Origin of the sequence: Devosia nitrariae (genome assembly GCF_030160115.1) — a bacterium.
In the GTDB taxonomy this organism is placed as follows: domain Bacteria; phylum Pseudomonadota; class Alphaproteobacteria; order Rhizobiales; family Devosiaceae; genus Devosia; species Devosia nitrariae.
The window spans coordinates 328,139-353,369 of record NZ_BSNS01000002.1 but is presented as its reverse complement, the minus strand read 5'-3'; the positions used below and the strand labels follow the sequence as shown (position 1 = coordinate 353,369).

Here is a 25,231-nt window from a genome sequence, read left to right as displayed (position 1 = left end):
CGAGGCAACCGGCTTACCACCCGAAGAGAAGGTACTGCGCCATGAACCAGGTCTCGCGGGCAAGGAACGGCAGCAGAGTTTCGGCGCTCCGATAGCGGGTGGTTTCCGTCGGCGCCGGCTCCGCGGCAAAACCTACCCGCTCGGCGATCTCCATCGCCCGCCGCATGTGCAGCGGGTCTGAGACCACGAGCACCTTGGCGAGTCGCTCTTCGGCAAGGATCGGCTCAGAAAGGAGGAAGTTCTCGACGGTCGTGCGCGAGCGGTCTTCGAGGATGATCACCGCGTCGGGCACGCCCTGGCTCAGCAGCCAGCGGCGACCCGCCTCGGCTTCGGTCAGGTCGTCCTCGGGACTGCGCCCGCCGGTCAGGACGATACGACCGACCCGGCCTGCTCGATAGAGTTCGCCCGCGTGCCGCAGCCGCTCGGCCAGTACCGGCGACGGCCGGTCCCCGATGACCGCCGCGCCCAGCACCAGCGCCGCATCAGCGCTGGCGAGCGATTGTTCCGTGCCGAAGCGGATGACATCCGCGGCAATGACCAGGAGCGCGAGGCCGAAGACCGACAGCAGCAGAAGCAGCGCCGATACTGCCCCGCGCAGCCAGACCATTCGAACCTCAGGCCCATTCGCCCTTGCGTATCACCGGCTCGCGCGTGCCGTCGGCGTGGACGCCGTCGATATCGATTTCGCCCGAGCCGATCATCCAGTCGATATGAATGAGGCTCTTGTTGCCGCCTTGGGCGAAGATCTGCTCGGGCGTGAGGGATTTGCCGTTCTCGAAGCAGTCTGCATAGCACTGCCCCATGGCGATGTGGCAGGCCGCGTTTTCGTCGTACAGCGTGTTGTAGAACAGCAGCCCTGATGCCGAGATCGGCGAGGAGTTGGGCACCAGCGCTACCTCGCCCAGCCGCCGTGCGCCCTCGTCGGTGTCGAGCACCTTGTTGAACACGTCCGCCCCCTTGCTCGCCTTCAACTCCACCAGCACGCCGTTCTCGAACCGCGCCTCGATGTTCTCGATCAGCGTGCCGTTGTGCGAGAGGGGCTTGCTCGAGCGCACATAGCCCGAGACCCGCTCGCGATGCGGCGTGGTGAACACCTCCTCGGTCGGGATGTTGGGGTTGCAGGTGATGCCGTTCTTGGCCTCCGAGGCGCCGCCCTTCCACCTGTGCCCGTCGGCGAGCCCGATGGTCAGGTCCGTTCCCGGCCCCGAATAGTGGAGCGCGACGAACCGCTTGTCGTTGAGCCAGGTCCAGCGTTTCCTGAGATTGGCGTTATGCTCCTTCCAGGCCCCGATCGGGTCCTCGCCGTCAACGCGGCTCGCCTTGAAGATAGCATCCGCCAGCTTGCCGACCGCCACGTCCTCGGGGTCGTTCGGAAAAACCTGCCGCGCCCAGGCAGGGCTCGGATAGGAAACGATGTTCCAGTTGATGTCGAATCCGGTGATGAGCTCAAGTGCCGGGCGATAGGCGGCCGAGTTGGCCCTGTTGGCCCGAGCAACCTTCTCCGGGTCCTGGCCGGCCAGCATCATCGGATTGTCGCCGGCGATGGCCAAGCGTGCGGTATTGGCTTTGAAGGCTTCGGCCATGCCGTTGTACAGCCAGCCAGCCGCCTTGTCGAAGCTTGCATCCGACGCATGCTTGTAGCGGGCGAGGATAGCTTCTTCGTCCGAATAGATGGTCGTCACCAGGCCCGCGCCCGCCTTGTAGGCGTGCTCGGTGATGCGGCGGACCAGCGGCGCCGCCGGCATCGGTGCGGTCATCAGCAGGTCCTGGCCCGGCTGTAATTGCAGCCCCACCTTGATGGCAACCTGTGCCAGCTTGTCGAGTTTAATGGGATCAACAGGAGACGTCATGAATATGGCTCGTTGCTACTGATTTGGCGCGCGAGCCTAAATCGAGTTGCCGCCGCCGGCCAGAGCCCATCGTCCCGAATTTCCGCTCTGGCCGTTCCACATCGCGCACCCTTACCGAAACTTAATGAGCCAGGTGCTTGCCATGGCAGTCCCGTTCGCCCATCTGCCTGTGGCCCACGACGCCCCAGTTGCCGACGAGGCCATATGACGAAATCCCTTGCCCGCCGCCGGGCGTTGATGCTGGTCAATCCCAATGCCCGTCGCGGCGGAGAGGGGCTCGATTCCCTTGTCGCCCGTCTTGCCGAGGGCGGCGTTGACGCCGTCGTCGAGCGCTTCGAAACCCCCGACGAGGTTTCGGCCGACATTGTGCGCCGCCAGCACGAGGCCGACCTCGTCATCGTGTGCGGCGGCGACGGCACGATCAATTCGGCCGCCAAGGGCGTGCTGGCCACCGGCCTGCCTATGGGCATCCTGCCGATGGGGACCGCCAACGATCTTGCACGCACCCTTGCCATTCCCGAGGATCTGCTGGCTGCCGCCGACATCATCACCGCCGGCGCCACCCGCCGTATCGACCTCGGCGAGGTCAACGGTCACCCGTTCTTCAATGTCGCCAGCATCGGCGTTGCCGCCGATCTCGCCCGCGGCCTCACGCGCGAGGCCAAGCGCCGCTGGGGCAAGCTCGGCTATGCGCTGGCTGCCATCAAGGTGCTGGCTTCGGCTCGCCCGTTCAGCGCGCAGATTATCAGCGGGTCGGGCCGTGTGCGGGTCAGGACCCTGCAGATCGCCGTCGGCAACGGCGTCCATTATGGCGGCGGAGCGATCGTTCACCAGGATGCTACCATCGAAGATGGCCACCTCGACCTCTACAGCCTCGAACTAAGGAACGTCTGGAAGTTCGGGCTGATGCTCGGCGCCTTCCGTCGTGGCGAGCATGGCGCCTGGCACGAGGTGCGCACGGTGAAGGACACCGAATTCGACATCCGCACCAGGAAGCCGCGCCCGGTCAACACCGACGGAGACATCGTCACCACCACCCCCGCCCACTTCGTCATCCGACCCTCGGCGGTCACCGTCTTCGCGCCCGCCTGACCTTGTTGTAGAGGGGCAACATTTTCTCTCGTCTATGAATTTGTCGGTTGGCAAAGCCGAACGCTTTGGCTAACAATCGTCTTCCGCACTATTCCAACCGGGGAGGCGTTCAATGGCAGCACCGTTTTTCGTCCTCCCGTCCGGGGATCTGCGACGTTAGGTCGTCGCCATCCGCGGCCCGCCAGCGCGCCGCCTGCGGTTTTTCTTCCATAGCCGATCTCGACTGAGGGGCAAGTTGCCCCGTCCCGGCTGTTTTCCATTTGCATTTCCATAAGGCCGGCTTGCGGTGACGCGGCCGGGTTCCAAAATGAATCGCAAGAAGCGCGTTTTCGCTGCCAAGTCGTTCCGATCCGTCCTCGGCTTCACCTCCCGTCATTGGGCACATCAGCCCTGGCGCATCGCCGCCATCCTTGTGCTGATCATGCTGGCGACCGTCGCTCAGTTGATGACCCCGATCTTCGCAGGCCGCCTGGTCGACGCTATCGCCACCGGCTCGGCCGACCATGGCCCGACCTGGAATGCCGCGCTCGTCGCCTTCTGGCTGCTGGCTGCGTTCTATCTCGCCTCCGTTGTGCTGCGGCAGCTGACCTTCCTCAACATCATCGTCCTGACCCTCAAGATGATGAGCGACATCGCCGCCGGCGCCTTCCATCGCGTCCAGCGCTTCTCGACCGACTGGCACGCCAACAGCTTTGCCGGCTCGACGGTCAGGAAGATCACCCGCGGCATGTGGGCGCTCGACCTCCTGAACGACACTCTTCTGGTGGCGCTGTTCCCGTCTGCCGTCATGCTCTTGGGCGCAACCGTCATCCTCGGTGTCCAGTGGCCGGTGATGGGGCTCGTCGTCGGCCTCGGCTCGATCGTCTTCATCGCCGTCACCGTCTCGCTCTCAGTCGGGTTTGTTGCGCCGGCCGCGACCCTTGCCAACGCCTGGGACACCAGGCTTGGCGGCGTTCTCGCCGATGCGGTGAGCTGCAATCCGGTGGTCAAGGCGTTCGGCGCCGAGACGCGCGAGGAGGAGCGGCTGACCCATGTGGTCGACAAATGGTCCCACCGTACCCGCCGCACCTGGCGACGCGGCACGTTCAACGGCGGTGTGCAGGGCGCCATGATGGTTGTCATGCAGACCGGCATTCTCGGCGTCGTGCTCTACCTTTGGCAGAACGATCTTGCCAGTGCCGGCGACATGGCGTTCGTTTTGACCATGTTCTTCGTGCTCGGCGGCCATCTCAACGATGTGGGCATGCACATCCGCAACCTGCAGCGCTCGATCAACGACATGGAAGAACTCGTTGGCCTCTACGACCAGCCGCTGGGTATCGAGGACAAACCCGGCGCCGAGCCCATCCGCATCGGCAAGGGCGCCATCGCCTTCGATCGGGTGACGTTCCGCTACGGTGCGCACCCAACGCCGCTCTACAAGGACTTCTCGGTCGAGATCCGGGCGGGCGAGCGGGTCGGACTCGTCGGGCATTCCGGTTCGGGCAAGACGACTTTCGTCAAGCTCATCCAACGCCTCTACGACGTCAGTGGCGGTGCCATAACCATCGATGGCGTCAACATCGCGGACGTCAAGCAGGAGTCGCTGCGAAGCCAGATCGCCATCGTCCAGCAGGAGCCGGTGCTCTTCCACCGCTCGCTTGCCGAGAACATCGCCTATGCCCGGCCCGGCGCCAGCCGCGCCGAGATCGTCGAGGCGGCACGGCAGGCCAGCGCCCACGAGTTCATCTGCGAACTCCCCAAGGGCTACGACACGCTGGTGGGTGAGCGCGGCGTCAAGCTCTCGGGCGGCGAGCGCCAGCGCGTCGCAATCGCCCGGGCGTTCCTAGCCAATGCGCCGATCCTTATCTTCGACGAGGCAACCTCGAGCCTCGATTCCGAGAGCGAGGTCTTGATCCAGCAGGCGATGGAGCGGCTGATGCTGGGGCGTACGACGCTCGTGGTGGCGCACCGCCTGTCGACAGTCAAGTCGCTCGACCGGCTCCTCGTCTTCGACAAGGGCCGCATCGTTGAGGAGGGTAACCATCAGAGCCTCATCGGCTTGAAGAACGGTATCTATCGCCGGCTCTTCGAGCGTCAGGCGCTGGAACTGACCCGCGGCCTCAACGTCGCCTGAGGAATGGGCGGGGCGCATGCGCCCCGCCCGACTTCCTGCAAGCAGCAACCGCCGGTACAAGTCAGAGCGGCCAGAAGATAAGGATCGCTGGCACAGCCACGGCCACCGTCAGCAGTTCGAGGGGCAGGCCGAACTTCCAGTAGTCGGAGAATTGGTAGCCCCCCGGCCCCATGATCAGGAGGCTGTTCTGATGGCCGATAGGGGTGAGGAACGCACAGCTCGCCCCGATGGCGACGGCCATCAGGAAGGCGTCGGGATTGACCCCCATGGCATTGGCGAGGCCGTAGGCGATGGGTGCGGCGATGACGGCCGTCGCCGCATTGTTGAGGATATCGGAAAGCAGCATCGTCACCACCAGCATCGCCGTCAGCGCCACCCACGCCGGAAGGCTTTGCGTTGCCTGTGCGATGCCGTTGGCGATGAGCATGGTGCCGCCCGAGCTCTCCAGTGCCTCTCCCATGGGAATGAGCGCGCCGAGAAGAATGATGATCGGCCATTCGATGGCCTCGTAGATCTCACGGATCGGCACGATATCGGCGAGGACGAATGCGATGACCACCAGCGAAAGCCCGATGGTCAGCGGCAGCAGCCCTGAGACAGAAAGGGCGATGGCTCCGGCAAAGAGGCCAATCGCCAGGAGCGCCTTGTCGTAGCGGGTAAGGGTCGGGGTGTGCGCCAGCGGCAGGCAGTCCAGTCGTGTCAGCACTTCCTCCATGCTGTCGGTCGCCCCCAGGAGCAGCAGCACATCGCCTGCCTGCAGGGCTGTCCGCCGCACCCGCTCACGCAGCGTCTTTCCCCGCCGCGAAATGCCAAGGAGCGATACGCCATAGCCACGCAGCATCTGCACCTCGTTGGCAGAGCGTCCAATAAGCCGGCTCTCCCGGCTGACCACAGCCTCGATGAAACCCTGGCTAGCATCGAGATGCGCCTTCTGGCCGGATTTCCCCTGGAAACTGAGGCCTAGCGCCGCCGCCAGACTATTGAGCGCCTCGGGAGAGCCCTCGACAACGAGCAGGTCGCCGGAGACGATTTCCTCGGTCCTTGCCCGGCCCGGCAGGCGTCGGGCCTTGCGCACGAGGCCGAGGATCTGCGCATCGTTCTCCTCGGCGACCGCATCGAGATCCGCGATCCGCCGTCCGACGGCCTTCGACTTCGCCTTGACCACCAGCTCACTGACATAATTCTCCATGGCCGCGAGCTCGGCCATGGCGTTGCCGTGATCGCGCATCGGAATGATTCGCCAGCCGATGAGCGCGATGAAACTGAGCCCGACGAGCGCGACCGTCAGACCGACCGGCGCGTAGTCGAACATGGCGAACGCTCTCCCGCTTGCCTGCTCGCGGTAGGAGGCGATGAGGATGTTGGCCGGCGTGCCGATGAGGGTGACAAGCCCGCCCAGGATCGTCGCTGCTGCCAGGGGCATCAGGGTCAGCGAAGGCGAGCGCCCAGCCTTCTGAGCCGCCTGGATGTCGACAGGCATGGTCAGCGCCAGCGCCGCCACGTTGTTCATGAACGCCGAGAGCACCGCTGCTATACCCCCCAGGAGTCCCAGATGAACCGGCACGGATTTGGGCGTGCTGATCAGCCGTCGCGTCACCAGTTCGATTGCACCCGATCGCGTCAGCCCGAAGCTGACGACCAGTACCAGCACGACGATGACGGTGGCATCGTTGGCAAAGCCGCTGAAAGCCCGGTCGGCCGGCACGACGCCCAGCACCACGGACGCGATCAGCGCGGCGAAGGATACGAGGTCATAGCGCCAGCGGCCCCACATCAACAGGACCAGCACGACCGCCAGAAGGGCGAAGAGGGTGATTTGTTCGTAGGTTATGGAAAGCCCCCGAGGGATGTAGACCGCGGGCCTGCGCCCGCGGAGCCGCCGTCTGGATGTCGTATGTTGTTTCTAGACCACGCCGATCGAGACCTCGAAACCCTTACGCGACGCTTCGCTGTAGGGGCCGATGACATGGGCGCGCTGGACCAGGTCCTCGGCGGCCGCCTTGACCGCGCCCAGAACGCCTGCCGAGTAGCCGACCGCGAAGAGCTGTTCGGGGTGAGTGCCAGGCGCTCCGGGCCCGCCCTTTTCCCTCGGTTCCGTCAGCATGACGTCGAGCACGCCGTCATCGGTCGCGCCATCCCCGGTGCGCCCGCCGGTCGAACTGGCCTTGGCGGTGTAGAGGACTTTCATCGATCGTCTCCTTGATGGGATGGCTGAGGGTCGGGAACGTCCTCTAGGCCAGAGCGGTTGCGATCTCAAAGCCGTAAAAGTTCTGGTCGAAGATGCCATTGCCAATCTGCCGGAGCGATCGGCAGGAGAGGGAGATGGGGTTGGTCTGCCCGAGGATTTTGGCGTCGTCGTGGCCGATGGTCTCATGGCAATTGGCCATCGCCGGACCGGCGGTCGACGTAAACGCCAGGGTCAAGTCAGAACCTTCAAGCCCGCCATAGGCGCCTCCGCGTCTTTTCGCGGGCAATTGAGCACAGTTGCCCGGCAAGGGAAAGCAGGCTTGTTTGGGTGGCGTTCGACGAACGATCCCTTCGCTTTGTTGACCTATCAGGCGGCGCCGGCGAGGCTTATATCGATGACAGTACCTTAACGCCGCCCGCGCTCGGCGCCTCGAGGAGGCCCAAATGATCGATGCACGCGTCCAGACCGATGTTCGTTCCAAGCCCATCCTGCCGCTCGCGACCCGTCTGGGTCCGGTGCACATAGCCGTCACCGAGCGGCAGAAGGCGCTCGCCATCTGGCGCGATGTCGTCGGTCTCGAGATCATCTCCGAGGTCGGTAATAGGATCGGGCTGGGCGCCGGCGACGTCGAGCTGATTGTCCTGGAAACCGGCGCCGTCAGTGTGGTCGTGCCGCGCACCATCGGCCTTTATCACGTGGCCATCCACGTGCCCACGCGCGTCGACCTGGCGCAGATGGCTGTGCGCGCGCTCCAGCGCAACGTGCGCATCGCCCCGACCGATCACCTCGTTTCGGAAGCCATCTATCTCTGGGATCTCGATGGCAACGGCATCGAAATCACCTTTGAGACACCCTGGCGCGGCACCCTCGGCAATCCCGACGATGGCCATTATGCGCTCACCAGCGATGGTCGTCCGCATTCGGGTCGCGAACCCATCGACATGGAAGGTCTCCTCGCCGAGCTCGGCGAGGCGCCTGTCATTGCTCCTGCCATGCCCGCCGGCACGCGCGTCGGCCACGTACATGTCCACGTGGACGATTTGCAGCGCGCCATGGCGTTCTACCGCGACGTCATCGGCTTTGCCGGGTTCCTCTTGATCGAGTCCTTCGGAATGGGCGATGTCGGGCTAGACTACATGCCCCATACTATCGCCTTCAATATCTGGGCCGGCCCCCGCGCGCCCCTGCCGCCGGCCGGTGCCGCGGGGCTGCGCTGGTTCACCATTCTGGTGCCTGACACCGAGACCCTCTCCGACCTCAAGAGCCGGCTTGCGGCGGCCGACGCTCCGCTCGAGGTTCTCCTCGACGGCATCGAGACCCGCGATCCCTTCGGCAACCGCCTGCGCGTCGCCGTTGGCTAGAAAGCGCTGAAATGTTAGGTCTTCTCCGCCAATCGGAGGAGACCATGCGCGCCATATCCTGCATCGCCCCGGGCGAGCTTGCCCTCATAGAGGCTCCCGAGCCCCAATTGCAGCCGGGTTGGGTAGCGCTCGATGTCCGCCATGTCGGCATCTGCGGCACCGACTACCACATCTATTCGGGCCATCATCCGTTCCTTCAATACCCGCGTATCCTCGGCCACGAGCTTTCAGGCGTTGTCTCCGACCCTAACGGCAGCCACCTCTTCGCTATCGGCGATCCGGTCGTCGTCAACCCTTACTTGCCTTGCTACGAGTGCCCCGCCTGCCGCGAGGGCAAGACCAATTGCTGCGAGACCCTTTCGGTCATCGGCGTCCATTCCGACGGCGGCATGGCCGACCGCCTGGTCCTGCCCGAGGCAAATCTCTACAAGGCCGACGGTATCAGCCTGCGCGATGCTGCGATGGTCGAATTCCTCGCAATAGGCGCCCATGCCGTGCGGCGCACCCAGCTGCACGCCGGACAGCGGGTCCTCGTCGTCGGCGGTGGGCCCATCGGGCTTGGCGTCGCCTTCTTTGCGCAGATTGCCGGGGCCGACGTGACCGTTCTCGATGCCGCTGCCGACAAGCGCGAGGCAGCCATCGGCTTCGGCTTTGCAGCCTTCGGACTCGAGGAGCTCGAGAGCGCGGCGTTCAAGTCCGCCCGCCGCTCGGGGTTCGACGCCGTGTTCGACGCGACCGGCTCGATCCGCGCCATGAACGCCAGCCTCTTTCACGTGCGCAACGGCGGCGCCTTCACCCTTGTCGGCGTCATTACCGGCGACCTCGTCTGGCCCGACGCCGAGGTGCACCGGCGCGAGCTGACCATACGCGCCTCGCGCAACGCCACCATCGAGGATTTCGACCACGTCATGACCGCGATCCGCAGCGGTCAGGTCCCGACCGACAGCCTCGCCACCCACGAGACGATCCTCACGCGCGTCCCCGAGGACCTGCCGCGCTGGGCCGAGGCGCGCGAGGGTCTGATCAAGGCAATCATCGCCGTCTAGGAGAGTCCATGAAAACGCATCGAGATGTTCTCGATTTCTGGTTTATCGAGCACGGACAGGAGGACTGGTTCGGCGGCAAGCCGGAGTTCGACGCGCTTCTTGCCGAACACTTTGCCGATACCCATGCCCGCGTCGCCATGGGCGAGGCCTGGCGCTGGCGCGAAACTACGATGGGAAGGCTTGCCGAGGTCATCGTGCTCGACCAGTTCTCGCGCCAGCTCTATCGCGGTACTGCCAGGGCCTTTGCCCAGGACCCCATGGCGCTCACCCTTGCTCAGGAGGCCGAAGCCCAAGGGCTCGACCGCGACATGAGTCTCGAGGAGCGCACCTTCCTCTACTTGCCCTACATGCATTCGGAATCGCTCGTCGTCCATGAGGAGGCCATGCGGCTCTTCTCGGCCATGGATAACGCCGACATCCTCGACTACGAGATCAAGCACCGCGACTGCATCGCGCGCTTCGGCCGCTTTCCTTTCCGCAACGCCGCCCTCGGCCGTGCCTCGACCCCCGAGGAACTCGCCTATATCGAAGAAGCCGGCGAGCGCGGCTTCTGACGGAACCCTTCGCGCGGGCCGCCATTCCTCCTCGACACGCGCGAGGAGGTTCATGATGGAACTCGAGGACAAGGTCGCCCTCGTTACCGGCGCCGGATCGGGCATCGGCCGCGCGGCGGCCCTTCGCCTTGCCGAGGAGGGCGCGGATCTGGTGCTCGTCAGTCGCACCAAGGACGAGATCGATACCGTCGCCGGGCAAGTGCGCCAACGCGGCCGCAAGGCCATCGCCATTCCCGCTGACATCTCGGACGAAAAGGCGATGATGGTCGTCTTCGAGGAAATCGAGGAGCAGATGGGCCGGCTCGACATCGTATTTGCCAATGCCGGCATCAACGGGGTGTGGGCGCCGATCGAGGAGCTGCAGCCCGAGGAATGGGACAAGACCATCGCCGTGAACCTGCGCGGCACGTATCTGACCGTCCACTACGCGGTGCCGATGCTCAAGCGCGCCGGCGGCGTCATCCTCATCACGTCCTCGATCAACGGCACGCGCACCTTCGCCACCGCAGGCGCCAGCGCCTATTCGGTCACCAAGGCCGGCCAGCTTGCGCTCGGGCAGATGCTGGCGCTCGAGCTCGCCGACGAAGGTATTCGCGTCAACGTCATCTGCCCGGGCGCCATAGCGACCGAGATCGAAGACAGCACCGAGCGGCGCAATACCGAAGACGCCATCGTCCCGCGCGAGTTCCCGGAGGGCAATGTGCCATTGACCGGTGGCAGGCCCGGCCGCAGTAGGGATGTGGCCGACCTTGTCGCCTTCCTCGCCTCCGATCGTGCCCGCCACATCTCGGGCACGCCCGTCTGGATCGACGGGGGCCAATCGCTGCTCGTATGAGGCCTATGCCTTAAGCAGCGCGGGATCGACCAGGGCCCCGCGCTCGCCGATAACGATGCCCGCTATCCGGTGCGCAGCCTCGGCCGCTTCCATGGGGCTCGCGCCCGCGGCACGGGCCGAGAGGTAGGCGCCGTTGAACGAGTCGCCGGCACCGGTCGCATCGACCACCTTGGCGCCGGGCTTCGGCGCCAACTCGATGCGCTCAGCCCGTGTTGCGATCAATGCCGGCTTGGCGCCGTCTTTGACCACCACTTCCTCGACGCCAAGTTCGAAATAGCGATCGGCGGTCTCGTCAACACTCTTGTCGCCGAATATCGGCGCCTCGTCCGAATGGGTCGGCATCACGACGTCACTGATGGTCGCGGCGGCGGTCAGCACCGCGCCCATCACTCTTGGCGAGCTCCACAGAGCCGGACGTACGTTGGGGTCGAATACGACACGCGCACCCTTGTCGCGGGCCGTGACGATTGCCCCCAGGAGGCGCCCGCGTGCCCTGGGTTGAAGGATCGCCATGGTGATGCCGGAGAAATAGACGATCCCGGCCCCCTCGAGTGCTGCATCCAACGCCTGCCGGTCCTCGGCCATAAGCCGTGCCGCGGAGGTGTCGCGCCAGTAGGTAAAGTGGCGGTCGCCCTTCTCCTGGTGGATGAGATAGAGCCCGGGCCGCCGCCCCTCGATCGTGCCGATGAAGCGGGTGCCGATGCCGTGGGCCTCGAGGAAGGCGCGGATGTCGGCCGAATAGCGGTCAGCCCCGAGCGCTGTGAAATAGTCGACGTCCCAGTCCGCGCCGAGCAGCGCCCGCATGTACCAGGCGGTATTGAGCGTGTCGCCCGCATAGCCGAGGCGGTATTGCCGGTCTTCACCGCCCGACATCTCGATCATGCATTCCCCGATGCTGACGAACCTTTTGCCGGCCAACTGGTTCTCCTCCCCTGTTGTCGGATGCTTATGCCGGCAATCAGCCCGCTCCCGCAAGCGCTCGTACCGCATCGCGCTCGGTGATCCCTAGCGCCTTTCGATACTTCCATACAAGATGCAAAGTCTCTATGGTGCCGCCGGTTTTCATCGAGGAGCGCCTGCCGATGCCGCGTCTGTCCAGCCGATCGCTTGCCAACGTTCCCGCCGGGGTGATCACCCCCGCCTATGACCGCGGCGGTCTCAAGGCCGGTATCGTGCATCTGGGTATCGGCGCTTTCCACCGCGCCCATATGGCCGTCTATATCGACGATCTGCTCGCCGCCCACCCCGATTGGGCCATTGTCGGAGCGAGCCTGCGGCGTCCCGACACCAAGGAGGCGCTCGTCCCGCAGGACGGCCTCTATACCATCGCCATCCGCGACGCCTCAGGCACGCACCCGCGCGTCATTGGATCGATCCTCTCCGTCCTCGATGCCAATACCGAGCGCGACAAGCTGATTGCCCTGATGGCTTCACCCGAAATCCGCATCGTTTCCCTGACCGTCACCGAGAAGGGTTACTGCCACGATCCGGCGACCGGCGAGCTCCACGCCGGCCACCCCGATATCGTCCACGATCTCGCCAATCCACAGTCGCCGAAAAGCGCCCCCGGGCTCATCGTCGAGGCACTGGCCCGCCGCCGTGTCGCCGCCCAGCCGGCCTTCACCGTCATGAGCTGCGACAATCTCCCTTCCAACGGCAAGACCACGCGCCGCATCGTCAGCCGCTTTGCGGCGCTGCGCGACGAAGCTCTCGGCCGCTGGGTCGAAGAGAGCGTCGCCTTTCCCTCGACCATGGTCGACCGGATCGTGCCGGCAACGACTGACGCCGATCGCGAGACCATCGCCGGCCTTATCGGCGCCGACGATGCCTGGCCCATCATGACCGAACCCTTCACCCAATGGGTGATCGAAGATCATTTTCCTGCCGGGCGGCCGCCCTTCGAGACGGTCGGCGCGCAGATGGTCGCCGATGTCGAGCCGTTCGAGCTGATGAAATTGAGGATGCTCAACGGGTCGCACTCGACGCTCGCTTATCTCGGTTATCTCGCCGGCCATCAACACGTCGCCGACGCCATGGGCGATCCGGCGTTCGTCAAGCTCATCCACGGCCTGATGAGCGAGGAGGTGATACCGACCCTCCATATGCCCGGCACCGACCTACCCGCCTATCGCGACGAGCTCCTCGCCCGTTTTGCCAACCCGGCCCTGAAGCACCGCACCTGGCAGATCGCCATGGACGGCAGCCAAAAGCTGCCCCAGCGTCTCCTCGGGACCATCCGCGACCGCCTGAAGGCTGGTCAAACCATCACCCGTCTCGCCCTGGGGGTTGCCGCCTGGATGCGCTACGTCACCGGCATCGACGAGAAGGGCGAGACGATCGACGTCAAGGATCCGATGGCCACGCGCCTCATGGCCATCGCCGCCAACGCCGGCGATGATCCCGAACGGCTCTTCGACGGCCTGGTCGAGGTCACTGAGATTTTTGGTCGGGATCTGTCTGAGAACGGCACGTTCCGCGACGTGGTGAGCGCGCATCTCGTGAGCCTGTTTGACGAGGGGGCGGCGGAGACGGTGAAAAAGGTGGCGGGGTAGAGCAGATATTGGTGGTAGGCGGTGCCAGGAAAGGCCCCCTCGTCCGTCTCACGCCTTCGTTTAGCCCCGAAGCATCACCCACTCGGAGTCATTCCCGCGAAAAGCGTGAACCTCTGTTTCCCTTGCCGGCTTCGCCAACAGAGGTTCCCGCTTTTCGCGGGAATGACCCCGTGGATAGGGATGGTTGGTGCGATTCCCTGTCTACCAACCCCGGAACTCGTTCCCCTTCTCCCCTCGTGGGGCAAGTGCCCGAAGGACGGATAAGGGTTTCTCCCTCGCGCCTAAACCCGTCCCGTCATCGCCCGGTCGAAAATCTCGAGCGCCACTACCCTGGTCAACTCGACCGGATTTCCCGCCGCCGTCGGATCGACCACCGCCTTGTCGGCGATCTCGTCGCGCCGCGCGTCGTCCACCCCGAAATCCTTCAAGGTGTGCGGCACGTCGAGCCGGTCGCGTAGCGCCAGGATCGCGTGCTGGAACGCCTCGAAGCTCGGCGGCAGGCCCAGATAGCCCGCCAGCCGACCTATGCGCGTTTCGATGGCCTTGTGATTGACGGCAAGTACATAGGGCATGAACACGGCATTGGTCATACCGTGATGGGTATCATAGAGCGCCCCCACCGGGTGCGAGAGCGCGTGGATACCCCCGAGCCCCTTCTGGAAGGCCGCCGCTCCCATCGCCGCGGCGCTCATCATATGGCCGCGCGCCTCGACATTGTTGGGGTCGGTTGCGACCTTGGGCAGGTTCTCCATGGCGAGCCGAATGCCTTCGACCGCGATGCCGTCGGCCAGCGGATGGTAGGCCGGCGCGCAATAGGCCTCGAGACAATGGGCAAGCGCGTCCATGCCCGTGCCGATGGTGATGGGGCGCGGCATGCCAATGGTCAGTTCGGGGTCGGCGATGACGACCTTGGGCATCATCAGCGGGTGGAAGATCACCTTCTTGGTGTGCGTCGCTTCGTCGGTGATGACGCCGGCGCGTCCGACCTCCGAGCCAGTCCCCGCCGTCGTCGGCACCGCGACGATGGGCAAGATACCGTCGGAATCTGCCCGGGTCCACCAGTCCCCGATGTCCTCGAAGTCCCACATCGGTCGGGTCTGCCCGGCCATAAAGGCGATGACCTTGCCCGTGTCGAGGCCCGATCCGCCGCCGAAGGCGATGACGCCATCATGACCGCCCGCACGCAAGGCCGCGATCCCCGCCTCGACATTGGCGGCGACCGGGTTCGGCTTGACCTCGGCAAAGAGCCCGGCCTCGACACCCGCGTTCCGCAGCGTTTCCAGTGTCGACTGCGTCACCGGAAGGTTGGCAAGCCCTGCGTCTGTCACCAGCAGGGGCCGGCTGATCCCTGCGGCCTGCAGCGCGTCCGGCAACTCGGCAATGCGGCCGGCACCAAAGCGTACCGCGGTCGGATAGTTCCAATTTGCTTTGATGGTCATGACCGCCCTCATATTCCCTTTAGGTGAAACGACTTAGGCTGCGTAAGGTTGTGATAGCCGATTTCGCTGAGGCCCCCGCCTTTGCCGGTGTCTTTAACCCCGGTCCAAACGAGGGCCGGATCGAGATAGTCGCAGCGGTTCGCAAAGACCGTTCCGGTCTCGACCCGCGCCCCGATCCGCGCCGCCATGTCGAGGTCGGCAGTCCAGATCGAGGCGGTCAGCCCATAGGGGCTGTCGTTCATCAGCGTGATCGCTTCCTCGTCACCAGAAACCTTCATGATGCCGACGATCGGCCCGAAGCTCTCCTCGCGCATGACGCTCATCTGGTGGTTGACGCCCGTCAACACTTCCGGGGCGAGATAGGGCGAGGAGTCCTCGTCGAGGTCGTGCTTGGTGTTGAGGTGCGCCGTCGCCCCCTTGCGCAGGGCTTCGAGAGTCTGGCCGCGCACATGATCGGCAAAGCTCGCCCGCGCCATTGGCCCGACCACCGTCTCCGGGTCGAGCGGATTGCCCAGCGTCCATCCCTTGGCCGTCTCGACGAACCGCTCGACGAAGTCGGCATAAACGGCGTCATCCACATAGATGCGCTCGATCCCGCAGCAGCTCTGCCCGGAATTGAAGAACGAGCCGTCGACGAGATTTTCGACTGTCGATGCGAGTTCGGCATCCGCGCGGACATAGGCCGGATCCTTGCCGCCGAGTTCGAGGCCGAGTGTTGCGAACGTTCCCGCCGCCGCTTTCTCGATCCGCCGCCCGCCTTCGACCGACCCGGTGAACTGGATGTGGTCGATGGCGCCCGAGCCGATGAGCTTTTCCGCATCCTCATGCCCCAGCACCAGGTTCTGGAAGAGCCCCTCCGGCAGTCCCGCCTGCGCCGCCGCCATAGCGAACCTTTCGCCGGCAAGCAGCGTCTGGCTCGCATGCTTGAGGATCACCGCATTGCCCGCCATCAACCCCGGCACGATGGAGTTGACCGCCGTCAGGTACGGGTAGTTCCATGGCGCGATGACCATCACCGTGCCCAGCGGCTCGCGCGCGATGTAGCGTACCAACCCTTCCTTGCCGGGTTTTGCGCTCGGCGCCAGCGCCTCTTGTGCGATCGATATCATGTAGCGCGCCCGCTCCTCGACGCCGCGCTTCTCGCCGCCATAGCGGATCGGCCGGCCCATCTGCCAGGCGAGCTCCGGCACGATCTCGTGGTTCATCTCGAGAAGCGCATCGACAAAATGGCTGATGATCTTGGCGCGCTCGGCGATCGTCACCTCGCCCCACGACAGCCGCGCATAGCGCGCCCTCGTTAACGCAGCCTCGATCTCGGCGGCTGGAGCCAGCGGCCGCTCGGCATAGACCCGGCCGTCGACGGGTGAAACGATTCTGACCGACTCGGCCATGGAAGCTCCTAGCAAGCCAGGGCAAGGACATGGCCTTGCCGCGCATAGTCAAGAATGGCACGGTCGCGCGTCACGATGGTAAGTTCTAGCGCGCGTGCCGTTGCGACGATGATCCGGTCGGCGGGATCGTTGTGGAATTCACCCGGCAGGAACGAAGAATCGATCAGGATGGACGGTACCAGCGGTTCGACCCGCACCCCCACGAGACTTGTCAGTCGCTCAAACAGGCTATGCGGCGACAGCGCTGCGTTCAGGCGCCCGCGACGGCTGAGAAGTCCGATTTCCCAGGCGGTGATAGGCGAGATGCTGATGCCGTCGCCATTGGAGAGCGCATCACCGATCTGCTCGCGCGCTGTATCTGCTACCGGCTGATCCTGCGCCATCCAAATCACGGCGCAGGTATCGATCAGAAATCTAGTCCTCATAGACTTTGCCCCAGTCCGTGTCAGCGGGCTGGGTATAGTCGTGGTTAGGATCCAGGGTTACCAATCCCTTCCAAACTCCCCAGATCGGGTGGCGCGCAGGCACTTCCTGACCGGCTCCCGGCTCTCCTGCCTTGCTCTCAGCTTTCGGCGCGAATCGGCGTTGCTGCATTTCCCCAAATCCTGCGGTCGTGTTCGAATGCGTGACAACTGGCGTGGCTTCCGCCACGTCGATATGCTCCAGAACATCACCGGGTGTCTTGCCGAATGCTCTCGCCAGACTCCTAATGTCCTGGGAGGATAGCTTTCTTTGTGCATTGAGTGAGCGGGAAAGTGCGCTGGGATCCATATCGATCTTGGCGGCAAGCGCCCTCAGCGAAAGACCCTGTTCTTTCATTTGTGCCTCGAACCAGGCCTTGTCGACCTTCAGCGTTGTGTTCGGCATCGCTACCTCCATTGTTGTGGAGATAGCATCACAACTGTTGTGTTGCAATACTAGTACCGCTCGAACCCACGCTTGAGTTCCCAATCGGTCACCCGCCGGTCGTATTCGGCCTGTTCCCAGCGCGCCGTATGCAGGTAATGATCGACCACCCCGTCGCCCATCGCCGTCCGCAGCATCGCCGACTTGTCGAGCGCCATTATGGCCTCGCGCAGGGTCTTGGGGATCTCGGGCAGATCTTCGCCCTGATAGGCATCGCCGGAATAGGGGGCGCCGAGCGCCAGCTCTTCCTCGATTCCCCTCAATCCCGCTGCGATCAGCCCGGCAAAGGCCAGGTAAGGGTTGAGGTCTGCACCCCCGATCCGGCACTCGATCCTCACCCCCTTGGTGTTCTCGCCGCAAAGCCGGAAGCCCGCCGTGCGGTTGTCGCGGCTCCAGATGGTCTTGGTCGGTGCGAAGGTGCCGGCCTGGAAGCGCTTGTAGGAGTTGATGTAGGGGGCAAGGAACACGGTGACGTCCGGCGCGTACTTCAGAAGCCCCGCCACGTAGCGCTTCATCATGTCCGACATGCCCAGTTCATCGCTCTCGTCGACGAACGCGTTGGCCCCGTTTCGCGCCAGAGACATGTGGATATGGCTCGAGGAGCCGGCGAGCCCGTAGTCCCACTTGGCCATGAAGGTCACAGCCTTGCCCTGCAAATGCGCGATCTCCTTGACCGCGTTCTTCAGCACCACATGCCGGTCGGCCATCGTCAGCGCATCGGCATAGCGTACGTTGACCTCTTCCTGGCCCGGTCCCCACTCCCCTTTGGAGTTCTCGACGGGAATGCCCGAGGCCTGCAGTTGCCGGCGCACCGCCCGCATCATCCCTTCTTCCTTCGTCGTCTGGAAGACGTGGTAGTCCTGGATGTAGTAGCCGGCGGTCGTCAGATCCCGGTAGCCCTTGTCGTGGATCGAGCGGTAGCCCTCGTCGAAGAGGTAGAATTCGAGCTCGGAGGCGAAATTGGCCGTCAGGCCCAGGCTGTCGAGCCGGGCGAGCTGGGCCTTGAGCACTGCGCGTGGCGAATGCGCAACCGGGCGGTGATGATGGTGGTCAAGAACGTCGCAAAGAACGATTGCCGTTCCCTCGAGCCAGGTCGCCTTCATCAGGGTCGAGAGGTCCGGCTTCATCACGAAGTCGCCATAGCCCTTCTCCCAGTTGGCGACCGCGTAGCCGGGCACCGGTTCCATATCGATGTCGTTGGCGAGAAGGTAATCGCAGCCATGCGTCTCCTCGAATGCCCCTTCAAGAAAGAACTCGGCCTGGAAGCGCTTGCCGATCAGCCGTCCCTGCAAGTCGGGAAAGGCGGCGACGACCGTGTCGATGGTCCCGGCGGCGACATCGGCTTTGAGCGCGTCGAAGGAATAGGCGGCGGCCATGCGCTGTCCTCTTGTGGAGACATTTGGGAGGGCCGCGGCGTCGCCGCCGCGGCCTGCAAGTCAGTTGGCCGGCGCGCCGTGTTCGAGAGCGAATTCCTCTTCAGGCGAGAGGATGAGCTTGTGCCGTCCGACGAAGGCGAAATAGGCAGTGAAGGCGGCGAACCAAATCGCCACGCCCGCGATGCCGGCGCGATAGGCCGGATCCCCTGTGACCTGGAAGTAGATCGTCACTGCTGCGATGACCACCGTCAGTGCGGCACCTGGCACTCCGAACGGATTGCGGAACGGCCGCTCTATATTGGGGTGGTTCTGCCGCAAGAGGATGAAGCTGATGCCCTGCATGATGTAGCTCAGCATCGCCCCGAACACCGCCATGTTGAGGAGCGTGAAGCCGATGACCGAACCGCGGCTCTCTTCGCCTGCAAGAAACCACACGGCAAGGATGACGATGAGCCCGAGAACAGCGCCGCCCACCATGGCGATGTGCGGCGTCTTGCGCGTGCCGTGGGTCTCCGAGAGGACGGTCGGGAAATAGCCGGCACGCGAGAGCGAGAAGATCTGGCGGCCTTGCGCGAAGATGATGGTGTGGAATGAGGCGATAAGCCCCACCACCGCCACCAGTGCCAACCCCTTGGCAATCCCGTCGCCATAGACCGCGCGGAAACCGTCCAGCAGCGGCTCGCCGGAAGACCCGAGGGCGAACGAGCCGACGCCAATGACCGCCGGATTAAGAGTCAAGATGGCGAGCGCCGAGACAACAAGGGTGAGGAATCCCAGGATGATGCCGCGCGGCATGTCACGCTTTGGATCCGTGGATTCCTCGGCTGCGAGCGGCAACTGCTCGATGGCAAGAAACAGCCACACGGCGAAGGGCAGGGCGGCGAATGCCCCCATGATACCGTTGGGCAGGAACGGTCCGTTGCCTTCCGCTAACTCGGTTCCGCCTGGGCCGATATTGAGTGCCCAGCGCGTAAAATCGATGTTGGGGATCGCAGAGATCCAGAAGACGAGGAGGCACGCCAGCGCCAACAGCGTCACGATCAGCGTTACGCGGAAGCTCAGCGCAACGCCCCAGACGTTAAGTCCGACGAAGACGATGTAAGCCAATATCCACCAGACTGGCTGGAAACTATCCGGTGTCTCGAAGATGCCGGTGAGATAGGAGCCGATGAAGAAGACGATCACTGCCGGCGTCAGCACGTATTCGACGTTCTCGGCAAGCCCGGTAAGGAACCCGCCCCACGGGCCCATAGCGGTGCGCGCGAACGAATAGGCGGCGCCCGTGTGCGGCAGCGCCGGGCTCATCTCGGCGATCGAGAAGGTCAAGCCGAGGTACATGATGCCGATGATTATGGTGGCAATCAGCATGCCGCCCCACCCGCCTTGCAGCAGGCCACCGTTCCAGCCCGAGAAATGGCCCGAGATGACGGCGCCGACCCCCAGTGCCCACAGGTGCCACGCATTGGCGTGGCGGATGAGGCCGCGCTTTTCGAAGTACGATGCATCCCGCGCCGCGTAGGCGACGCTGCCGACTTTCCTGCTCTCTGCCATTTCAACCCCCTGGCTCGTTGGACCCTTGCTCCGCGAAAGCCAGTTGCGGTGGATGAGTCCCATCATCACCCATCGCAGAAGCCTTCTATACCGCCTCCGCCCCGACCAGCGCCATTCGCGCTGTGTTGAGGCCTCTGGCAAGGCGGGTGGCCCAGAGCGCGACCCCCGCCGGTTCGAGGATTTCGTCGTTGCGAATTTCGATCATCGTGGCCGGCAGACCGCGGGCATCGCCGTGTTTCTCGAGAGTGAGCGTCACGCCGTTGAGCGCCGCGTAAGGCTCGTTCCAGCCGATGTTGAGGGTCGGGTCCTCGGCCAGCAGCGCTGCACCCAGCGCAACGGTCAGGCCGCTGTCGCGCCCGTGCAGGAGCCCGATCGGCCATGGCCGTGCAACGCCCAGATAAACCGGCGTGAACGAATGCATGCAAACGAGCACTGTGTCGCGGCCCGCATCACGCCGCGCCTCGATCAGCGTGTCGATCGCGTCGTGGTATGGCCGGTGGAAATGCGCGATCCGATAGGCCCTCTCTTCTGCCGAAAGGTTCTCGTTGACTTCGATGCGCGTTGCTTCCGAGAGCGTCCAGATGAGATCTGGCGCGTTCAGGTCGCGATTGCAGTCGATGACGAGGCGAGAAACGGTCGAGGCGACCAGGGGCGCATCGAGGATATCGGACAACGCCCGGCTCACCGCCAGTGCGCCGGGATCCCAGGCGATGTGGCTTAGCCGTTCGCTCGGCGTCAGCCCCATGTCGCCATAGCGTTCGGGGATGCGGTTGGAGGCGTGGTCGCATACCAGGACGAAGGGGGAAGTCCCGTTCGCGTTCGTCAGCTGTACTGCCTTGTCCGCCTGAGTTTCCACGAGCCCCTACCGCGTCGCGTTAACTTGTGTACTAGTTGTTCCGGGAATGCGATAACTGTCAATGCTGAAATTGACGTTTCAGAGGGGATGATGGCAGACTATGCGGAGGACGAGAGGGCTGTGCCGCTCGATGGCCTAAGCGTAGAGGCGCGTATCCACGACGTCATGATGGAGCTTACCGCAGCCGAGAAGCGTGCCGCCCGCGGTCTCCTCGGGTCCTATCCAACCCTTGGCTTTGCGCCTGTGGCCGAGTTCGCCGCGGTGTCTGGGATCAGTTCCGCCACGGTCCTGCGCTTCGTTGCCCGGTTGGGCTACCGATCCTATCCCGATTTCCAGCGCGCGCTACGCGAGGAGCTCGACGAGCGGTCCAAATCGCCTCTGCAGCGGGCGGAGGCCGCGCCACCCCGTGCGGATGGGGACCTGCACTACCTCGACCGCTACATGGCGCGCATGGCAGCCAATCTCTCGGCCACCGCCGCGCGCATCCCCATCTCCGAGTTCGAGGCCTTAGCGGCGCGCCTGGCCGAAGGCAGGGGCGGCTGCCATCTGATAGGAGGGCGCTTCACCGATGCCGTCGCCGCCTATATGGAGGCACACTTGCGGCTCGTTCGCCCGGGCGTGCGCCGGCTCGACGGCCGCACCGCCACCCGTGCCGACCAGTTGATCGACGTGAGGGCCGGCGACATCGCGGTCATCTTCGACGTGCGCCGCTATGATCCTCAATTGCTCGAGACCGCCCGTAGTCTTGCCGGCCGACGCGCCTTCACCGTGCTGGTCACCGACGAGTGGATTTCCCCGGTGTCGCGCCACGCCAAGATCGTCCTGCCCTGCTTGACCGAGACCGGCAGTACCTGGGACGCCAATTCCGCCCTCTTTACCCTCGTCGAAGCAATTATCGCGCGCACGACCGAGCTCGCCTGGCCGGCGGCGAGCAGGCGCATCGGGTCGCTGGAGAAGGGTTAGGTGCTTGACAGTTTCGAGCCTGCCGGGCTCAATCGTGTCATGAGCGATCGTTCCGCTACCGCCGTGATTACCATGCTTACGCTTGCCCGTTCGGGGTCGGCGGAAGTCGAGCGGTAGCGCGATTTTCTGCAACCCCGCCGGAACGGTGGGGTTGGATCTGACAACTCTCCTCCGTCCGGCTCAAGCGAGGAGAGTTCTATTGGCAGTAATAGAGAAGGACGGACCGGCCGCCTGCATCGGACCGCGGGGATTGGTTTTGCGCGCTGTGCGGCTCGAGGATGCCGAGGGCCTCAATGCCCTCTCCAATCTGCCCGGCAGCATGAGCGGCACGTTGCGCCTGCCGTTCAAATCCCTGGCAATGACACGCCGGCAGATCGAGTCGATGCCCGAAGACAACATCCATCTCGTCGCCCTGCTCGACGATCGCGTTGTCGGCACGGCCGGGCTCCAGAGGTTCCAGCGACGGCGCCGGCATGTCGCCAATGTGGGCATGGCGGTGCATGACGAATTCACCGGGCGCGGCATCGGCACGGCGCTGCTGGCGGCCCTCACCGATGCCGCCGACAACTGGCTGCAGATTCGTCGCCTCGAGCTGACCGCCTATGCCGACAATGCGCCGGCCATCGCGCTTTACCGCAAGTTCGGCTTTGAAATCGAAGGCACGCATCGCGACTACGCGTTCCGTAACGGACGCTATGTCGACGCGCTGGCGATGGCGCGGTTGCGGGCAACCGAGTGAGGGCTACTGCTCCCGGTTCCATTCCAGGAACTGCGGTGCGGTCATCACGATCGATCTGTCGATCTCGCCGATTGCCGCCTCATCCCTGCCCGCATAATCAATCTGCGAGAGCACGCGGCGGATCATGTTGAGCCGGCCGCGCTTTTTGTCATTGGTCAAGAGCACCGTCCACGGCGCATGTGCGCTGTCGGTGCGCCGCAGCATTTCGTCGCGTGCGGCCGAATAGGCTTCCCACTTGTCGAGCGCTTCGAGATCGACGGGCGAGAGCTTCCAGGTCTTCAACGGATCGTGCCGGCGATCGTGGAAACGCTTCAATTGCATCTCGCGTCCGATCGAGAGCCAGAATTTGAACAGGCGAATACCGTCCTTGGTCAACCGCCCCTCGAAAAATGGCGCTTCCTCGAGGAAATGCTCGGTCTGCTCTCGTGTGCAAAACCCCATGACCGGCTCGACGCCCGCCCGGTTATACCAGGAGCGGTCGAAGAGTACCTGCTCGCCGCCGGCCGGCAGCCAGTCGACATAGCGCTGGAAATACCATTGCGTGGCCTCGCGGCTGTTGGGCTTGGGAAGCGCCGCGCTGAGGTTGTAGCGCGGGTTGAGGTGCTCCAGGTACCGCTTGATCGTGCCGCCCTTGCCGGCGGCATCCCGCCCCTCGAAGACGATGGCGATCCGCTCGTCCGTGCGCGCCACATGCGCTTGCAGCAGCACGAGCTGCTTTTGCAGCTTGTGCATCTCCTTCTTGTATCGATCGGCATCGAGCTTTTCCTCGTACGGATATCCGCCCGACGTCATTGCCGCCTTCTTGATATCCTTGGGCAGTTCCGGGTTCTCGATATCGAAATGCCTGAGCGGATCGTTCATTCTCGTCTCTCCCATATCCCGCGCAACGTGCTATGAACGCGCCGGCCGGGCAAGGCCGCCGCTTCTTGATCTGCCGGGTATCCATGGACGCTCCTCAATCCGAAACGACGAACCTTGTCGCAGCGCTGCAGGTCGTGCGCCGGGCCGGTCTGCGCGTCGGTCTCCTTGCTGCTGCTTTTTTGGCACTTGCCGTTCTCGTCTGGGTCGAGACCCTGCCGCTCATCATCGCGGCATTCATCTTTCTCGCCGCCGCTTTCGTGGCGGCCGCACTCCCCTTCCGATCCGAGGTCTCGCAGAGCGCGATCCTTAGCGGCGCCAGAGGTGGAGAGCCCGACATCTTCGCTTTCGCCGATGCTCTGGCCGATCCATGCCTCATCCTCGACCGGCGCGCCGTCGTCGTCCATCGCAATCCGTCCGCCGCGCGGCAGTTCCCGGCGACCGCCTCGGGCAATCCCATCACCTTTTCGCTGCGCAATCCTGATTTCGTGCGCGCCATCGAGCGGGCTGGCGAAACCGCCACCACCCAGACTATCGAGCTGCACGAGACGGTGCCGTCCGAGACCTGGACCAAGGTCGTCGTCGCCCCTCTGCGCACGCCCGGACGGGGCTGGGTCGGCGACGACGGGCGCCGCCTCGTCGTCACCTTCCAGAGCCTGACCGAATTGAAGCGCGTCGATGCCATGCGCACCGATTTCATCGCCAATGCCAGCCATGAACTGCGCACACCACTGGCCTCGCTTCTGGGCTTCATCGAGACGCTGCAGGGTCCCGCCGCCAAGGATGCGGCCGTGCGTGAGAAGTTCCTCGGTATCATGCGCGGCCAGGCCGAGCGCATGGCCAAGCTTATCGAGGACCTGCTCTCGCTCTCGCGCATCGAGATGCACCAGCATATGCGCCCGACCGGCGAGATCGATCTTGTCCTCCTCCTGCGCCAGGTCTGCGAGGGTCTGCAGACCCACGCCCGCGACGCCTCGGTCGAAATCGCCCTCGACATCGAGGCCGAGACCGCCATTTTGACTGGCGACCGAGAGCAGCTCTACGAGGTCTTCGAGAACCTCATCGACAACGCCGTCAAGTACGGCGCTTCGGGAGGCAAGGTCGAAGTCTCCCTCGCACTTGCCAGCCGCCCGGGCTACGCACATCTCGTCACGGTGACCGATTTCGGACCCGGAGTGGCCGAGGAGCACGTGCCGCGCCTGACTGAGCGCTTCTACCGGGTCGACGCCGAGTCGAGCCGCAAGAAGAAAGGCACCGGTCTCGGCCTCGCTATCGTCAAGCACATCATCACTCGCCATCGCGGCTTGATGACTATCCGCTCGCGTCCAGGCGAGGGCATGCGCATCGAGGTGCTGCTGCCGCGCTAGACGGCCGGATGTTTGACCGGAAACGTCTATATATCCCGGCGCTCGTTCTCCCTCGTCACAGCCGTTGCCGGCATGGCTGCTTTTACGGCAGCACGACTGACTAATATTGAGTTTAAACTGGAAAAATACGCGGTAATTCCAGAACTTAGGTCGTCGCAAAACTGTAATGGAACTGACATAAAACCCTAAAG

At 64.2% G+C, this 25,231-nt stretch carries 24 protein-coding genes; 10 read left to right on the top strand and 14 right to left on the bottom strand.

Annotated elements, in window-relative coordinates; translation table 11 throughout:
• Positions 1-13: 13 nt before the first annotated feature.
• Positions 14-607 carry a YdcF family protein gene (locus QQK18_RS02350; protein ID WP_284338664.1) on the bottom strand — a complete coding sequence of 198 codons (594 nt, stop codon included), beginning with the start codon at positions 605-607 and terminating at the stop codon, positions 14-16.
• Positions 608-614: 7 nt separating this feature from the next.
• Positions 615-1,850, bottom strand: coding sequence for an aminopeptidase (locus tag QQK18_RS02345; RefSeq protein WP_284338663.1), 1,236 nt, complete (start codon positions 1,848-1,850; stop codon positions 615-617).
• A 204-nt stretch (positions 1,851-2,054) separates the two neighbouring features.
• Between QQK18_RS02345 and QQK18_RS02340 the strand changes: the two genes are divergently transcribed.
• Positions 2,055-2,942: a lipid kinase gene (locus tag QQK18_RS02340; protein WP_284338662.1), complete on the top strand. Its 888-nt coding sequence runs from the start codon at positions 2,055-2,057 to the stop codon at positions 2,940-2,942.
• Positions 2,943-3,249: 307 nt separating this feature from the next.
• Complete coding sequence (locus QQK18_RS02335) at positions 3,250-5,058, top strand: ABC transporter ATP-binding protein (RefSeq protein WP_284338661.1); 1,809 nt, start codon at positions 3,250-3,252, stop codon at positions 5,056-5,058.
• A gap of 61 nt (positions 5,059-5,119) precedes the next feature.
• Here QQK18_RS02335 and QQK18_RS02330 read toward each other — a convergent pair whose 3' ends face one another.
• The 3 genes from QQK18_RS02330 to QQK18_RS02320 all read right to left on the bottom strand — a co-directional run bounded on the left by QQK18_RS02330 (position 5,120) and on the right by QQK18_RS02320 (position 7,481).
• A complete protein-coding gene (locus QQK18_RS02330; protein WP_348523205.1) occupies positions 5,120-6,847 on the bottom strand; it encodes an SLC13 family permease in 1,728 nt (575 codons plus the stop codon).
• A gap of 114 nt (positions 6,848-6,961) precedes the next feature.
• Positions 6,962-7,246: an OsmC family protein gene (locus QQK18_RS02325; RefSeq protein WP_284338660.1), complete on the bottom strand. Its 285-nt coding sequence runs from the start codon at positions 7,244-7,246 to the stop codon at positions 6,962-6,964.
• A gap of 43 nt (positions 7,247-7,289) precedes the next feature.
• Positions 7,290-7,481 (bottom strand): hypothetical protein, encoded by a 192-nt coding sequence (locus QQK18_RS02320; protein ID WP_284338659.1) that lies wholly within the window; start codon positions 7,479-7,481, stop codon positions 7,290-7,292.
• A gap of 208 nt (positions 7,482-7,689) precedes the next feature.
• Between QQK18_RS02320 and QQK18_RS02315 the strand changes: the two genes are divergently transcribed.
• The 4 genes from QQK18_RS02315 to QQK18_RS02300 are packed head-to-tail and all read left to right on the top strand — an operon-like array spanning position 7,690 to position 11,042.
• The gene (locus tag QQK18_RS02315; protein ID WP_284338658.1) at positions 7,690-8,607 is read left to right on the top strand and encodes a VOC family protein; all 918 of its coding nucleotides are present in this window, start codon (positions 7,690-7,692) and stop codon (positions 8,605-8,607) included.
• Positions 8,608-8,651: 44 nt separating this feature from the next.
• A complete protein-coding gene (locus tag QQK18_RS02310; protein ID WP_284338657.1) occupies positions 8,652-9,653 on the top strand; it encodes a zinc-binding alcohol dehydrogenase family protein in 1,002 nt (333 codons plus the stop codon).
• A gap of 8 nt (positions 9,654-9,661) precedes the next feature.
• Complete coding sequence (locus QQK18_RS02305; protein WP_284338656.1) at positions 9,662-10,207, top strand: DUF924 family protein; 546 nt, start codon at positions 9,662-9,664, stop codon at positions 10,205-10,207.
• A 55-nt stretch (positions 10,208-10,262) separates the two neighbouring features.
• Positions 10,263-11,042: an SDR family oxidoreductase gene (locus QQK18_RS02300; RefSeq protein WP_284338655.1), complete on the top strand. Its 780-nt coding sequence runs from the start codon at positions 10,263-10,265 to the stop codon at positions 11,040-11,042.
• A 3-nt stretch (positions 11,043-11,045) separates the two neighbouring features.
• Here QQK18_RS02300 and QQK18_RS02295 read toward each other — a convergent pair whose 3' ends face one another.
• Positions 11,046-11,960 carry a sugar kinase gene (locus QQK18_RS02295; RefSeq protein ID WP_284338654.1) on the bottom strand — a complete coding sequence of 305 codons (915 nt, stop codon included), beginning with the start codon at positions 11,958-11,960 and terminating at the stop codon, positions 11,046-11,048.
• A 164-nt stretch (positions 11,961-12,124) separates the two neighbouring features.
• Between QQK18_RS02295 and QQK18_RS02290 the strand changes: the two genes are divergently transcribed.
• Positions 12,125-13,594, top strand: coding sequence for a mannitol dehydrogenase family protein (locus QQK18_RS02290; protein ID WP_284338653.1), 1,470 nt, complete (start codon positions 12,125-12,127; stop codon positions 13,592-13,594).
• Positions 13,595-13,875: 281 nt separating this feature from the next.
• Here the strand turns inward: QQK18_RS02290 and QQK18_RS02285 are convergent, their stop codons facing one another.
• The 7 genes from QQK18_RS02285 to QQK18_RS02255 all read right to left on the bottom strand — a co-directional run bounded on the left by QQK18_RS02285 (position 13,876) and on the right by QQK18_RS02255 (position 21,113).
• Positions 13,876-15,033, bottom strand: coding sequence for an iron-containing alcohol dehydrogenase (locus QQK18_RS02285; RefSeq protein ID WP_284338652.1), 1,158 nt, complete (start codon positions 15,031-15,033; stop codon positions 13,876-13,878).
• A gap of 8 nt (positions 15,034-15,041) precedes the next feature.
• On the bottom strand, positions 15,042-16,424 hold the full coding sequence (locus QQK18_RS02280; RefSeq protein WP_284338651.1) for an aldehyde dehydrogenase family protein: 1,383 nt from the start codon (positions 16,422-16,424) through the stop codon (positions 15,042-15,044).
• An 8-nt stretch (positions 16,425-16,432) separates the two neighbouring features.
• Positions 16,433-16,849 carry a type II toxin-antitoxin system VapC family toxin gene (locus tag QQK18_RS02275; RefSeq protein ID WP_284338650.1) on the bottom strand — a complete coding sequence of 139 codons (417 nt, stop codon included), beginning with the start codon at positions 16,847-16,849 and terminating at the stop codon, positions 16,433-16,435.
• On the bottom strand, positions 16,839-17,291 hold the full coding sequence (locus QQK18_RS02270) for a helix-turn-helix domain-containing protein (RefSeq protein WP_284338649.1): 453 nt from the start codon (positions 17,289-17,291) through the stop codon (positions 16,839-16,841). Before QQK18_RS02270 ends, QQK18_RS02275 begins: the two co-directional genes overlap by 11 nt.
• A 50-nt stretch (positions 17,292-17,341) precedes the next feature.
• The gene (locus QQK18_RS02265; RefSeq protein WP_284338648.1) at positions 17,342-18,706 is read right to left on the bottom strand and encodes a glutamine synthetase family protein; all 1,365 of its coding nucleotides are present in this window, start codon (positions 18,704-18,706) and stop codon (positions 17,342-17,344) included.
• Positions 18,707-18,766: 60 nt separating this feature from the next.
• Positions 18,767-20,257, bottom strand: a complete 1,491-nt coding sequence (locus tag QQK18_RS02260; protein WP_284338647.1) for an amino acid permease — start codon at positions 20,255-20,257, stop codon at positions 18,767-18,769.
• Between the two features lie 85 nt (positions 20,258-20,342).
• The gene (locus tag QQK18_RS02255; RefSeq protein ID WP_284338646.1) at positions 20,343-21,113 is read right to left on the bottom strand and encodes an N-formylglutamate amidohydrolase; all 771 of its coding nucleotides are present in this window, start codon (positions 21,111-21,113) and stop codon (positions 20,343-20,345) included.
• A 90-nt stretch (positions 21,114-21,203) separates the two neighbouring features.
• Between QQK18_RS02255 and QQK18_RS02250 the strand changes: the two genes are divergently transcribed.
• Both QQK18_RS02250 and QQK18_RS02245 read left to right on the top strand, forming a co-directional pair.
• The gene (locus QQK18_RS02250) at positions 21,204-22,076 is read left to right on the top strand and encodes a MurR/RpiR family transcriptional regulator (protein ID WP_284338645.1); all 873 of its coding nucleotides are present in this window, start codon (positions 21,204-21,206) and stop codon (positions 22,074-22,076) included.
• A 199-nt stretch (positions 22,077-22,275) separates the two neighbouring features.
• Complete coding sequence (locus QQK18_RS02245) at positions 22,276-22,815, top strand: GNAT family N-acetyltransferase (protein WP_284338644.1); 540 nt, start codon at positions 22,276-22,278, stop codon at positions 22,813-22,815.
• 3 nt (positions 22,816-22,818) lie between these two features.
• Here QQK18_RS02245 and ppk2 read toward each other — a convergent pair whose 3' ends face one another.
• The gene (gene ppk2, locus QQK18_RS02240; RefSeq protein WP_284338643.1) at positions 22,819-23,676 is read right to left on the bottom strand and encodes a polyphosphate kinase 2; all 858 of its coding nucleotides are present in this window, start codon (positions 23,674-23,676) and stop codon (positions 22,819-22,821) included.
• Positions 23,677-23,708: 32 nt separating this feature from the next.
• On the opposite strand from ppk2, the gene QQK18_RS02235 reads away from it, so the two are divergent.
• Complete coding sequence (locus QQK18_RS02235) at positions 23,709-25,040, top strand: ATP-binding protein (RefSeq protein ID WP_284338642.1); 1,332 nt, start codon at positions 23,709-23,711, stop codon at positions 25,038-25,040.
• Positions 25,041-25,231 lie beyond the last annotated feature (191 nt).

What these genes read in the sequence shown, in the direction of transcription:
- QQK18_RS02350 (WP_284338664.1), bottom strand. Translation starts at nt 607, where the DNA reads ATGGTCTGGCTGCGCGGGGCAGTATCGGCGCTGCTTCTGCTGCTGTCG.
- QQK18_RS02345 (WP_284338663.1), bottom strand. Translation starts at nt 1,850, where the DNA reads ATGACGTCTCCTGTTGATCCCATTAAACTCGACAAGCTGGCACAGGTT.
- QQK18_RS02340 (WP_284338662.1), top strand. Translation starts at nt 2,055, where the DNA reads ATGACGAAATCCCTTGCCCGCCGCCGGGCGTTGATGCTGGTCAATCCC.
- QQK18_RS02335 (WP_284338661.1), top strand. Translation starts at nt 3,250, where the DNA reads ATGAATCGCAAGAAGCGCGTTTTCGCTGCCAAGTCGTTCCGATCCGTC.
- QQK18_RS02325 (WP_284338660.1), bottom strand. Translation starts at nt 7,246, where the DNA reads ATGAAAGTCCTCTACACCGCCAAGGCCAGTTCGACCGGCGGGCGCACC.
- QQK18_RS02315 (WP_284338658.1), top strand. Translation starts at nt 7,690, where the DNA reads ATGATCGATGCACGCGTCCAGACCGATGTTCGTTCCAAGCCCATCCTG.
- QQK18_RS02310 (WP_284338657.1), top strand. Translation starts at nt 8,652, where the DNA reads ATGCGCGCCATATCCTGCATCGCCCCGGGCGAGCTTGCCCTCATAGAG.
- QQK18_RS02305 (WP_284338656.1), top strand. Translation starts at nt 9,662, where the DNA reads ATGAAAACGCATCGAGATGTTCTCGATTTCTGGTTTATCGAGCACGGA.
- QQK18_RS02300 (WP_284338655.1), top strand. Translation starts at nt 10,263, where the DNA reads ATGGAACTCGAGGACAAGGTCGCCCTCGTTACCGGCGCCGGATCGGGC.
- QQK18_RS02290 (WP_284338653.1), top strand. Translation starts at nt 12,125, where the DNA reads ATGCCGCGTCTGTCCAGCCGATCGCTTGCCAACGTTCCCGCCGGGGTG.
- QQK18_RS02285 (WP_284338652.1), bottom strand. Translation starts at nt 15,033, where the DNA reads ATGACCATCAAAGCAAATTGGAACTATCCGACCGCGGTACGCTTTGGT.
- QQK18_RS02280 (WP_284338651.1), bottom strand. Translation starts at nt 16,424, where the DNA reads ATGGCCGAGTCGGTCAGAATCGTTTCACCCGTCGACGGCCGGGTCTAT.
- QQK18_RS02275 (WP_284338650.1), bottom strand. Translation starts at nt 16,849, where the DNA reads ATGAGGACTAGATTTCTGATCGATACCTGCGCCGTGATTTGGATGGCG.
- QQK18_RS02270 (WP_284338649.1), bottom strand. Translation starts at nt 17,291, where the DNA reads ATGCCGAACACAACGCTGAAGGTCGACAAGGCCTGGTTCGAGGCACAA.
- QQK18_RS02265 (WP_284338648.1), bottom strand. Translation starts at nt 18,706, where the DNA reads ATGGCCGCCGCCTATTCCTTCGACGCGCTCAAAGCCGATGTCGCCGCC.
- QQK18_RS02260 (WP_284338647.1), bottom strand. Translation starts at nt 20,257, where the DNA reads ATGGCAGAGAGCAGGAAAGTCGGCAGCGTCGCCTACGCGGCGCGGGAT.
- QQK18_RS02250 (WP_284338645.1), top strand. Translation starts at nt 21,204, where the DNA reads ATGGCAGACTATGCGGAGGACGAGAGGGCTGTGCCGCTCGATGGCCTA.
- ppk2 (WP_284338643.1), bottom strand. Translation starts at nt 23,676, where the DNA reads ATGAACGATCCGCTCAGGCATTTCGATATCGAGAACCCGGAACTGCCC.
- QQK18_RS02235 (WP_284338642.1), top strand. Translation starts at nt 23,709, where the DNA reads ATGAACGCGCCGGCCGGGCAAGGCCGCCGCTTCTTGATCTGCCGGGTA.